The organism is Alteromonas sp. ABH4_456 (genome assembly GCF_056160645.1).
Genome location: NZ_JBSWXO010000014.1, coordinates 106,048 through 117,652 on the forward strand (window position 1 = coordinate 106,048; position 11,605 = coordinate 117,652).

An 11,605-nucleotide genomic window follows, 5' to 3' on the forward strand; every position below is an offset into this window, starting at 1 on the left:
GCGTAGCTTAGCCCGCTTCTACGCCTTTCGTTTGAAGTGATAGTGCTCTTTCTGATATTTCGACGGCGTTGTATGGTAAACGTCTTTGAAAGCCCTGCTGAAGTGGGAAGGTGAAGCAAACCCTGTATCGTAAGAAATCTGAGTGATTTGCATCCCCTCTTCCAGCATGCCTCTGGCCTTTTCAAGTCTGAATTCTCTGATCACGGCATTGAATGGCTTGTCAAAAGACGACAGGAACAAGCGCTGAAGATGCCTGTCACTGACCGCCATCATTTCAGCGAACACAGGTTTTGTGAAATCTTCATCTCCATAGTGTTTTTCCATTAATTCCAGTGCTTTAAAATAGAACCGCTGCCCCTGCTCATTTTCAAATTCGGGTAATTCGTCCTCTGGTTCTTCTGTGACATGTTCAGTCACCTCCGGCTCCACAGGTTGATAGCGTTCAAATAAATTACTTATTCTGGATAGCAACAGCGGTTTCTCTAACGGCTTGGTCATATAGCTGTCGGCACCGGCTTCAAGTGCCAGCCGTATACTTTTAGGATCGCCAAAGGCAGACATGAAAATTAGCGGCACTTTCGCCAGAGAGTCATCTCTGCGCAGGGCTTTTGCGAAAGCCAGACCATCCATATCCGGCATTTTATAGTCAGTCAGAACAAGGTCAGGCTTTGCTCTGGCAATGATATCCAGCGCTTCTTTGCCATTCGATGCCATCAGACAACGATAAACGCCTCCCAGTAAGTCCCGGATATAGGTGCGCAATTCCTCGTTATCATCCACTACCAGAATGACTTTTCCTTCACCCACCAGTTCACGATCGATGTTGTAATGACGTGCCGGGTTCTCTTTCACTTCCTTCGCTATGGCCTGCGACTTTGTTGTTGATCCCGTCATAGGCAAAAATACGGTAAAACAGGAACCGGCTCCGGGCTCAGATTCCACTTTAATATGCCCGCCGTTAGCAATAACAAGTTCCTTCACCAGCGCCAGCCCCACACCTGTACCTTCGGCTTCATTTTCCAGACGGGTGTAACGGTCGAAAATCTTATCCACCTGCTCTTCAGTCATGCCGGCTCCGTTGTCACTCACTTCGATGACCAGCTGCAACTGCCGCTGTTTTACCGATACGCCGATCTTTCCGCCTTCAGGTGTATATTTCACTGCGTTGGAGACTAGGTTACTGAGAATTTTTTCGAGACTGTCAGTGAATAACGTAATTCGCTTCTGGCCAGAGCACTGCCATGTTAATTGGTGTTTTTTCAGCGCCGCGTATGCTTTTAAGTCAAACATGATGCGGGGCATATCATGATCCAGCTCATAATGCTGGGGAGGCAGAGTCTTGATGTATTCCAGTTTTTCCAGTTCCAGCATCTGGTCAACCAGCACACTGATCCGGTCTGCATTTCGCGTAGCGAGCTCAACCCGCTCCACCGTTTTGTCTGAATCCGGCGCTTCCAGCACTTCCTTCAAAGGCCCGAGTATAAGCGTGAGTGGTGTACGGATTTCGTGTGACAAATTCGCCATGGCACGTTGTTTATTCCGCAGCATCCGCTGCATAAACTGGTTGGTATCCTGAATGACACTATTTTTCTCTTCTACCAGCGTTGTAAGCATAGCCCCCTGTTCATCAACCCGTTTCAAATAGCTTCTGTAAGCGAGATAAAGACCAATAATGACTATCAACAGATAGACCATCATTGCCTGCCACGTGCGCCACCACGGTGGAAGTACGTTCAATGGGATAGTAGTAACAGGCTGCTCTACATGGCTTCTGGGATCGTGGATGCGGATCTTCAGCGAGTAACTATCGACAGGAAGCTCGCTTAAAGTAATTATTCTTTCTTCCGGAGCTAATTTGATCCAGTCGGAATCTCTGCCCGTCAATTTGTATTCGTAGCTGAGTAAACCTCTGGCAACATAATTTGTCGAAGGAAGACCAATTGTAAAACTGTCTTCTACAGTGGAGATCCCCTTTTCGCTACCCAGCATTTCCACAGAACTATCAGCAACTTCAATTTTAATCTTTGATGTATCGATGTTGTGCTTATTCTGACTGAGTTGCTTCAGATTTCCCAAAAAGCTATTTTTTTCAAGCAAATTGCTTTGCTTGTCACCCCTTACCAAGATGAAGTTCTTCGTAACCTCGATCCCGTCAAACTGAAAGTCTGAATCGGTAATTCCAAAGCTCTTTCCTATAAAAATGTTTTCTCCATGCTCTTTACCAATAGCGAATAATCCGTTGTTTGCAGCTACAAGCCAGTATTTATCCAAAGAAACAACATCACGAATGAATCCGGGGCCGGAATTTTTTATCCCGGCGTCGCCTGACATTAAATCTTTAAAGAGGAATCCGTTACCTGATGTACCGATCAGTAAACTTTCATTATCAGAATAAATAGATGTATATACCTGATATTGGTGAGATATTCCGAAGTCAATTTGCTTTATTCCGGAGTTACCTGCAATCTCGAAAATCCCCACTCCGTCGACGGTCAGGATTAAAGAATCATTTGTCGTTCTTCGTATATTTGAAATGAAATAAGGTAATACTTCTTTGTAGCCATGGCTGAGATTAAGCAACTTGTTCCCTTCTGAATCCTGAACCAGCGCGTAGATTATCCCGCCTACCTCAAATGCCTCTAAAACACTCTTAAAAACTACTTCGTCGATTTTTTCTGATATGCCGGAAGGGGGATGGCTTTCATTTACTTCTTTATCTAACGGGTAAAGGTTAAACTCTTCATCAAACAGATATACAGCCTCATGACCATAGAGCACCCTTCTCCCTTCAACCTGGAAAATAGTATTCTCCATTTCGCTATCTTCGGAAATACTCGTAACAGCAACTTGAGAATTATTTCTTAACAGCAGAATATCTGAATTAGTCATGGATTCTACAGACATTACCTCCTGCCCGGTGAATGGCAGGTTCGTAGCGGAGATGGATGTGATTAAGTCAGAGAGGACAACCAGGCCATGGGTTGTATCAACTGCAAACAAATTCCCGTATCTGTCTTCAGCCATATCTGTGACTATAAGAAGTTCATTTTCAGCTTGCAAAAATTCGTGTGCTATCAGTTGTTCCTGTTTCGAATCCAGATAATATAAATTTTCTGCTGCCACCCATACCTTCTCATTCTGATCGATGAAAATTGAACGGACTGGTTGTGAATCCTCGTCGGGAATATTTCTGGAACTGACTAATCTCACACCTTTTGTCATCATATTAAAAATAAGCACACCACTATCTGCGCCAATGTACAGGTGTTCTTCGTCAATGGTCAGTGTATGCAGTTTTTGAGAAGGCTCGATTGAGAGATTAAATTGTGCCCACGATTCGTTAGCAAAAGAATAGAAGAAAAGTCCTTCATCTCTGTCAATCCACCAAATTCCGTCTGATGAATCGTCAACTGCCAAATCAACGACCTGGTCACCAATGACAATTCCTTTACCCCTTAAATTTGAACTCTCCTGCATTGTCGCAATATCATAAATGTGGATGTTTGAGAGCGTACTAACGATGATTTTGTCGTGGCCGATATCTGTTTTCCAAAAGCCTCTGTTCTTAATACCTGATGTGTTAACAGGCCTTACTTCGTTGCTACTTGTATCCATTAAGTACAAGCCATTCCCATAAACACTTATAAGCAAATAGCGATTATTCAGGCGGTCGATATCAGTTACCCATGTCGATATTCCTGCACTATTTTTTGCCTTTGAGAATTTTAATAATTCTCCGGCCCTTATATCCATTAACCCATTCTCACCGCCGGTCCAGACACCGTCTTCCGATACAATTATCGCAGAGGGGATACCTATGGTCAGGTCAGGAGATTCGTAGGAATAGTCAAGTTCAGACTGGAAACCGGAGGCAATTACACTCAATGAGACATTTAATATACAAAATAGGACAAATACACCAAAAAACTTCATTTTGGACACTCCATGACCTTTTAAGACAATCCATTGCTTTGAAAAACGAGATAATCATCACGCTTTTAATGAGTTCTTATTTATATTAATCATAAACATGGAGAAGATTACAATGGAAATATTGTATAAAATTAACGCATCGGATGAGTTGGGTAATGCCGATATTTTGGAGTTTATCAGTGGAGGAACGTTACCGGAGACAAATACGATTGAGCAGACTTCGGCCGTAATACCAAAGGCTCCGCCTAAGTTACCTGTTTATCCTTCAAGTTTAGATTAAGCCAACAACCACTGCATGCCCGCATTTTCTGCAGCTTGCTGATCGTAGATATAGTCTCCCACATAAAGGATATGTGCGGGGGCTATTTGCCATTGTCCGGCAATCATAAGTAGTGCCGTGGGATCGGGCTTGGCAGGGGCGCATTCACGGGTAAGGACCGTTGAAATGGGGATTTGGTTGTTGCTGATTTTAAGCGCTGTGGCCTGTTTGCAGTTGCGGGTAACAATAGCAACGGGCAGCTCAGCGTTGATTACGGCATCTACCATGGATTTTCCAGCCGGCAGCCATTTCGCATTCTCTGCATCTGCCATTTCGTGATCCAGAATGATCTGCTGTGCCGATGCTCTTGAGGTTTCATCAGGCAGGTTATCGATAAAGGTAAGGATATCTTCGCTGGCAGGGCAACCAATTTCGCGGCGCATTTGAGAAAAGTCGAGGACAGACTCCACCAGCGTACCGTCTAAATCAAATATTACTCCGCTGACATTCGTCAAATCTAACTTCATCTCTTTTCTCCCTTTTGTTGCCAAGCATTCGGTACATCCCTAGTGTAGCGAACCATGTCGCTTTTGAATCTAACATTTATGTCATCAACACTGACTTTGGGGTAAATGCCGCCAGTTAGTTGTGTACTGAGGAGATAAATACGCCCGCTTCATACGCCAGGGTTGATGGTCACCTTTCGCCGCGATGCCGATGGTACTGCTGCCGTATTTTCTGTTAATGGCGTCCATGCATGCCATCAGCTTTGTATTCCCTTCACTTTGTGCGAATAAATCCGGCTGTTTTACATCTTCATCCTGAATTTCAATTGCTCCCACGCCGCACTTATGAAACAAAACCCCTTCCTTATACAAGGTATCAGCTGCATTACCGGCGGCCTCCGACAGCATTCGTGTATCCGCCGTGGCAATGGCAAAACGGTGCTGTACAACTTTATGATAATGTCCGCTGGCAGCGAAAGGATTCGCATGGGTTCTACCCAGATTTTACGGACACATCCATAAAGAGGCATACTGTGCCTGAAAGGAGTGTCTATGACCAAACGAAGAAAGTATTCTCCAGAGTTTAAACGCGAAGCGGTATTACTTGCCCAGCAGCCTGATGCAAGTTGTCGTCAGATTGCGTTGGATATCGGTATCAATCCCAATCTTCTGAGTCGCTGGAAGCGCGAAGCTGAGCAATCTAAAGATAAAGCATTCAAAGGCAGCGGCTCCCCTCGTGATGAGGAAATGGCAAGATTGAAACGAGAACTTGCCAAAGTTAAAAAGGAACGGGATTTTTTGCGCGAAGCGGCAACGTTCTTCGCCAAAGAGTTACCGTAAGGTATCTGGCGATATCGCGTTGCCGCGATACCTTCTCTGTTCGTCTTATGTGTCGTTGTCTTAATGTCTCTCCCAGCGGTTATTACGCTTGGGTGGAGCGTCAGCCAAGTGCGAGAGAACAGGCAAACGCAAAACTGCTAAAGCGAATGCGCGAAATCCATGACGACAGTGGAGGCATTATTGGTGCGCCTCGCATGCACGAAGATCTCCTGGCTGAAGGGATAAAGGCAAGCTTAAATCGTGTAGCCAGGTTGATGGCTGTAAATGGACTTTATGGCTGGCCGCGTAAGAAAGGCCGGGGAGCAAAGCGTAAATCAGTGCGACCAACTGGACTATCCAATCATTTAAAACGTGACTTTTACGCCAGTGAACCAGAAACCAAGTGGGTGACTGATATCACAGAGGTCGGGACGCTGGAAGGAAAACTCTATTTGTGTGTTGTGCTGGATCTGTTCAGCAAACTCATTGTCGGCTGGTCGATGCATCATCGGCAGGACCGTCATATGGTGATGCGGGCTGTTGAGATGGCCGTATGGCAACGTCAGGAACAACATAACGTGATCCTACACTCTGATCGCGGTACACAATTTACCAGTGGCGATTATCAGCGGTTACTGAAGCAGAAAAACTTAACCAGCAGTATGAGCGCCGTTGGGCATTGTGCAGATAACGCAGCCTGCGAAGGGTTCTTCGGGGTGTTGAAACGTGAACGCATCAACTATCGGCAGTACCGAACAAGAGATGAAGCCAGAGCAGATATATTTGATTATGTTGAACGGTTCCATAATCCGAGAATGCGACGTAGACTTGCTAATCAAGACAACAAGTTTACGTCTTTATTAAACTAAGTATCAGTTTGACTATTAACCAGCATGCTAAACTTGCGATGGCGTCATTTTCATTTTTGCCCATTCGGCAAATTCTTGATAGGTACAGCAATCGGAGAATCCCTTCCCATCACCTTCAACCACCCTATATATAAGCAAGTACTTATGCTTACTATTATGTTTTCTTTCGTCTACAACCTGACGAACAGACCATAAACGCCCGGGTTGGTTATTTGTGTAGAATGCGCCCATTTCGAGCTCAAAACCGGCTATTAATTCTTCGTGTAAAATCGTATCAGCTAAGTCAATGATATGTTTAATTTGCTCGTCACTGGCATCAATAACCAATTCTGACCGGTTGATTGCCTCATGGATATGTCGCATTTTTATGCGTCTCGTGTCAGGGTTATAGCCTATCTCCTTATATCGCATAAGACTTTGCGGGTAACGCCTCCAGTGAAAAAGATTGTTGAACAGTATCGCAACAGCAAACAGAATCATGCAGTTGATAATAGTTGGAGTGAGCACGTACCAATAACTTAAATCCGTTATCGCAGACCCACCAATTACAGCTGCCAAAGCGGTAGCACCACCTGGAGGATGTAGTGAGCGGGATAGGTGCATAATAAATATCGAAAGCGACACTGCTACCGGAGCGGCAATAAAGAGATTTTCAATGTATTGTGCACTTGTAACGCCGACAATAGCAGAAAGAACATTGCCAGCGAAGAATGCCCATGGCGTCGATAGCTGGCCATGAGGAACAGCAAAAAGAAGGACCGTTGACGCTCCCATGGATGGTAAAATTGCCGCTGCTCCCTCCGTGCCTAGCAACCATGTTGTAAGAAAAAAGCATAAAAATATAGCGAGCATTCCACCGATAGTGGCAACGACTTTTTCTGATACAACTACGTTGTTTTGAAAACCCCAAAACCGTTTTAGCGTATTTAACATATATTCCTTTGTAAGGTCAGATATAGGAAACGTATAGACAATATCTATAATTTCTGTGAACGAAAAGCTACGTTCTTATCTTTTTCACTAGGGTGATATTAAGGCGCTTCGCCAGTCTGACAAGATTTGCACGGTCCATTGACAGAGATCTGGCTGCCTTAGACCAGTTGTTTTCTGCGTGATGCAATGCCTTGATAATGAGTTGACGTTGAAATTTATCTGTTGCTTCCCGTAAGTCGGTATGGCTATCGGTCTCGAAACATACGGTGGACGAATCTGTGTCTTTACTTGTTAAAGAGTCTGAAGACACGGTTAAACCGGTAATGTCAGATGGCTCAATTATTGTATTTCCGGTTGGATTCTTCTCTCGAGCATAAAGTGCTGCGCGTGATATGACGTGCTCTAACTCTCTTACATTTCCCGGCCAGTGATAAACTGTCAGTTTATAAATTGCTTCTTTAGCCAGTATCAACTTTTGCAGTCCCAGACTTCGCCGCATTTTCTCTGCAAAATAGCCAGCCAGAAGCGGAACATCGCTTTGTCTGTCTCTAAGAGGCGGGACATATATCGGAAACACTATGAGACGATGATAAAGATCGGCCCGGAAGCGTTTATTTTGAACTTCATGCCCTAACTCTCTATTCGTAGCAGCAATAATTCTAACGTCCACTTTTCGGCTCTTATCCTGACCGACCACCTGGATTTCCTGATTCTGTATTACTCTCAACAATGTACCCTGAATTTCAAGCGGAAGCTCTCCAATTTCGTCCAGAAATAATGTTCCGCCATCAGCAAGTAAGAACTTACCATCGCGGTCGTTTGCGGCACTGGTAAACGCACCTTTCACGTGGCCGAAGAGTTCACTTTCTATCAGATGAACAGGAATAGCAGCGCAATTTACATATACGAGCGGTTTATTCCGCCGGTTTGATTGATAATGTAGCTCACGGGCAACAAGTTCTTTGCCCACACCAGTTTCACCTTGCACTAAAATTGTGAGGTCGGACGAAGCTGCCAGTCGAATGGTCTGCTTTAATTTTTTTGTCGTAACACTATTTCCTATTATTTCTTCACCCTGATGATGCTCAGAGCTATTCTCATTCATTGCCCGTAATACATGCTGAGTATGAGTCTTCTGTTTATTTAACTCTCTGATATATAACGCAGCATATAAAAGCCGGGCTGCCAGCCTGGACAGTGTGTCAACTGAAGCGGCATCAAGCGCATCAAACTCATTAGGCTCCATGCTATCGAGAGTAATTACACCTAGCAACGTTTCATCTTTATATAAAGGAATTCCCATACAGGAATGTACGTTCATATTATGGTTATGACTTGCAATCATTCCATCATAGGGGTCTGGTAACGGCGAATCAGCTGAAAAGCGAGTGACCGCTCTCGTGCTACAGATTGCTTTTAAACGTGGATGTTGCTCTGGAATAAACCGTCGCCCCATGACGTCATCGGACAACCCTCTCTGCGCAACGGGAACAAGTGTCTCTTGTCGAAAAATCAATAGTGCTACAGCATCTGCTTTAATAGTTGCACAAACGGCAGAAATCAAACTTTCATAAAAACAATTCATCGAAACTGCGGCGGACAGATCAAGGGCAAAGTTAACCAAACTAAATTGAGATATTTTACTCATGAGACCATTTTGTATTAACACGAAGTATAGGTCATTATGACACAAACGATCCTAATTAGCCGATTAAGTGATGAGTCATTTTGACACATATCTTAAAGAGTTATTCGTAACACATTGATACTAAGTGAAATAAAATTTGGCACACGAGTCGCATTACTCATAGCTACCAAATACTTAACGTCATTAAAGGTATGTTAATGCTTACTCAAACTCATATAGATACTGTCAAAGCGACCATTCCACTACTTGCTTCGGGAGGAACCGCAATTACCGAACATTTTTACGCCCGAATGTTCTTACATAATCCTGAGCTTAAAAATATATTTAACATGACGCATCAGAAAACAGGTCGTCAGCCAGCGGCTCTATTTAATGCGATAGCTGCATACGCTGCCAACATAGATCAGTTAGAGCTACTGACAGATGCCGTTATGCGTATTGCACACAAGCATACCAGTTTTAATATCCAGCCTGAACAGTACGCAATAGTGGGACATCATCTGATTGAGACATTGAGAGAATTGGCTCCGGACGCGTTTACTCCTGATGTTGAAGATGCATGGACAGCTGCATATGGTCAATTAGCAGACATTTTCATTAAAGTTGAAAGTGAATTGTATCAACAAAGGGCTGCTGTAAAAGGAGGCTGGTCTGGCTTCAGAGCCTTTTCTGTCGTCTCAAAAGAGACCGAATCCGAACTCGTAACCAGTTTTACCTTAATGCCCGTCGATGGCGGTAGTGTTATCGATTATAAACCGGGCCAGTATTTAGGAATAAAGGTGCATCCTCATGGTAGTGAGCATGATGAAATAAGGCAGTATTCACTATCAACTGCCGCGAATGGAAAATCCTATCGCATTAGTGTTAAACGGGAAGGCCTGGGTGAAATGTGTGGTGTAATGTCTAATTATCTTCATTTAAAAATAAATGTTGGCGATGAAGTCCTGGTCATGCCCCCTGCCGGGGACTTTTATCTAAAACAACTTGATACTCCGGTTATATTGATTTCTGCAGGTGTGGGTCTGACGCCTATGCAAGCGATGTTAGATTCTTTAGTAAAAGAGAACTTCGCACATCCGGTGACCTATCTTCACGCATGTAAAAATCGAAATCAGCATTCTTTCAAAGGACATGTTGAGAGTGTTAAGAATACTCTGAACCTGCAGTCGCACACGTGGTATGAAAATGACGTTAGCAGTAGTCAAAATGAAACTACCGGAAGAATGAAAATAGAAGATGTTAAAGGTTCTTTACCACTGAAAGAGGGCGAGTTTTATCTCTGTGGACCTTTGCAATTTATGCTTGCTATCAAGCATGAATTATTAGCCTTGGGCGTCAGTCAATCGCGAATCAATTATGAATTATTCGGACCGCATCAAGAAGTTTAATCAAGTTTCAACGATAATTGACGCCAATAAACTCTTTGATAAATCAGCCAAAAAAATACCTTAAAGAATAAAATATTGCTCATGGTGAAAAACTCAGAACTTTTCACTGCTAATTCCATATATACGGAGCGATATAATCTTAAAAGTTCTTGTTATTTTTTTATTAAGTATTAATATCAGTGACAGCAATGAGGAAATCATGACTAAGCACTGTAATCTCAACAAGAGCATTTTACTCACCTTACCCAATTAAGCCGGATGCAGTTCTGCATTCGGCCGCCTCTTATTTATCTAAAACCAGAAATTCCGTACCGGAATAAATTAAAGCTATAGACTAAATTTCTATTTCCTCACAGGGAAGGCTCTCCTGCGAGTGATTTTTAATTCAAAGAGGAAGGATTATCATGTCAAGAAAACCTAACATCACAATTTCATATGAAGACTTGAGTGATATTGAAGAACAGCTAAGAAAAATTAAATTACCGGCTGAAAAGTTTGACGAATTAGAAAAAGAATTAGTTCGCGCCAAAGTCGTTAACATTAAAGAACTTGCTCCAGACGTGGTGGCAATAGGTTCTCAGGTTACATTTAAAATAAGTAAGTTTGATAAATACTTGACTAAAACACTCTGCCTTCCATTGGATATGCATAAATACGAAGACGGCATTTCAATTTTCGCACCAATTGGCTCGGCATTACTAGGTTTAAGAGCTGGTCAAAAAATTAGCTGGAGTACTAAAAGTGGCGAACAACAAATTGATATATTAGAAGTAAAAAGAAAAGTCCGTTATCTCGTCTGTGATTAGAAGGTAATCATTAACAGGTTGATTTATGAATTATTTAAGTACTACTATTTCTCAGCTAAAACAAAGCAGTCCGGCACAAACTGAATTTTATCAGGCTGTTGAGGAAGTCCTGCGAACTCTGGAACCTGTTCTGGAAAAAAACAACTATTATGCGAAGCATTCAATTATAAAGCGATTAGTTGAACCCGAAAGACAAATTATGTTTCGGGTGCCCTGGCAAGATGACAGCGGAAATATACAGATTAATAAGGGATACCGCATTGAATTTAATTCGGCACTTGGTCCGTACAAAGGAGGACTTCGTTTTCATCCTTCGGTCAATGCCAGTATTATAAAATTCTTAGGATTTGAACGGCGTTGTTGATCAAATAACTGCTTCAGTCCCTTTATTGTCAGGCGCTCCAGCCAATTAATCAGTTGCCTGACGAACAGGCATACCGAGCC

General features: G+C 43.1%; 8 protein-coding genes and 1 pseudogene. 4 read left to right on the plus strand and 5 right to left on the minus strand.

Annotation, left to right across the window (positions count from 1 at the left end; all coding sequences use genetic code 11):
* Nucleotides 1–18: 18 nt before the first annotated feature.
* The 3 genes from ACXAG2_RS18425 to ACXAG2_RS18435 form a co-directional block, all read right to left on the minus strand.
* A complete protein-coding gene (locus ACXAG2_RS18425; RefSeq protein ID WP_474869377.1) occupies nt 19–3,933 on the minus strand; it encodes an ATP-binding protein in 3,915 nt (1,304 codons plus the stop codon).
* A 276-nt stretch (nt 3,934–4,209) separates the two neighbouring features.
* The gene (locus ACXAG2_RS18430) at nt 4,210–4,719 is read right to left on the minus strand and encodes an HAD family hydrolase (RefSeq protein WP_474869380.1); all 510 of its coding nucleotides are present in this window, start codon (nt 4,717–4,719) and stop codon (nt 4,210–4,212) included.
* Between the two features lie 84 nt (nt 4,720–4,803).
* Complete coding sequence (locus tag ACXAG2_RS18435; protein WP_474869383.1) at nt 4,804–5,106, minus strand: DUF4113 domain-containing protein; 303 nt, start codon at nt 5,104–5,106, stop codon at nt 4,804–4,806.
* A gap of 144 nt (nt 5,107–5,250) precedes the next feature.
* On the opposite strand from ACXAG2_RS18435, the gene ACXAG2_RS18440 reads away from it, so the two are divergent.
* A protein-coding gene (locus ACXAG2_RS18440; RefSeq protein ID WP_474869385.1) for an IS3 family transposase occupies nt 5,251–6,386 on the plus strand; the annotation gives its coding sequence in 2 pieces (ribosomal slippage) (nt 5,251–5,491 and nt 5,491–6,386; 1,137 coding nt in all).
* Nucleotides 6,387–6,413: 27 nt separating this feature from the next.
* Here the strand turns inward: ACXAG2_RS18440 and ACXAG2_RS18445 are convergent.
* On the minus strand, nt 6,414–7,319 hold the full coding sequence (locus ACXAG2_RS18445; protein ID WP_474869388.1) for an HPP family protein: 906 nt from the start codon (nt 7,317–7,319) through the stop codon (nt 6,414–6,416).
* A gap of 67 nt (nt 7,320–7,386) precedes the next feature.
* Nucleotides 7,387–8,967 carry a nitric oxide reductase transcriptional regulator NorR gene (gene norR / locus ACXAG2_RS18450; protein ID WP_474869390.1) on the minus strand — a complete coding sequence of 527 codons (1,581 nt, stop codon included), beginning with the start codon at nt 8,965–8,967 and terminating at the stop codon, nt 7,387–7,389.
* A gap of 197 nt (nt 8,968–9,164) precedes the next feature.
* Between norR and hmpA the strand changes: the two genes are divergently transcribed.
* From hmpA to ACXAG2_RS18465, 3 genes and pseudogenes are all read left to right on the plus strand, one after another.
* Nucleotides 9,165–10,355, plus strand: a complete 1,191-nt coding sequence (gene hmpA, locus ACXAG2_RS18455) for an NO-inducible flavohemoprotein (protein WP_474869393.1) — start codon at nt 9,165–9,167, stop codon at nt 10,353–10,355.
* 404 nt (nt 10,356–10,759) lie between these two features.
* Nucleotides 10,760–11,161, plus strand: coding sequence for a GreA/GreB family elongation factor (locus ACXAG2_RS18460; protein WP_474869395.1), 402 nt, complete (start codon nt 10,760–10,762; stop codon nt 11,159–11,161).
* Between the two features lie 25 nt (nt 11,162–11,186).
* Nucleotides 11,187–11,516, plus strand: a pseudogene (locus ACXAG2_RS18465) (Glu/Leu/Phe/Val dehydrogenase dimerization domain-containing protein); the annotation flags it as partial.
* Nucleotides 11,517–11,605 lie beyond the last annotated feature (89 nt).

What these genes read in the sequence shown, in the direction of transcription:
- hmpA (WP_474869393.1), top strand. Translation starts at nt 9,165, where the DNA reads ATGCTTACTCAAACTCATATAGATACTGTCAAAGCGACCATTCCACTA.
- ACXAG2_RS18460 (WP_474869395.1), top strand. Translation starts at nt 10,760, where the DNA reads ATGTCAAGAAAACCTAACATCACAATTTCATATGAAGACTTGAGTGAT.
- ACXAG2_RS18445 (WP_474869388.1), bottom strand. Translation starts at nt 7,319, where the DNA reads ATGTTAAATACGCTAAAACGGTTTTGGGGTTTTCAAAACAACGTAGTT.
- norR (WP_474869390.1), bottom strand. Translation starts at nt 8,967, where the DNA reads ATGAGTAAAATATCTCAATTTAGTTTGGTTAACTTTGCCCTTGATCTG.
- ACXAG2_RS18430 (WP_474869380.1), bottom strand. Translation starts at nt 4,719, where the DNA reads ATGAAGTTAGATTTGACGAATGTCAGCGGAGTAATATTTGATTTAGAC.
- ACXAG2_RS18435 (WP_474869383.1), bottom strand. Translation starts at nt 5,106, where the DNA reads ATGCTGTCGGAGGCCGCCGGTAATGCAGCTGATACCTTGTATAAGGAA.
- ACXAG2_RS18425 (WP_474869377.1), bottom strand. Translation starts at nt 3,933, where the DNA reads ATGAAGTTTTTTGGTGTATTTGTCCTATTTTGTATATTAAATGTCTCA.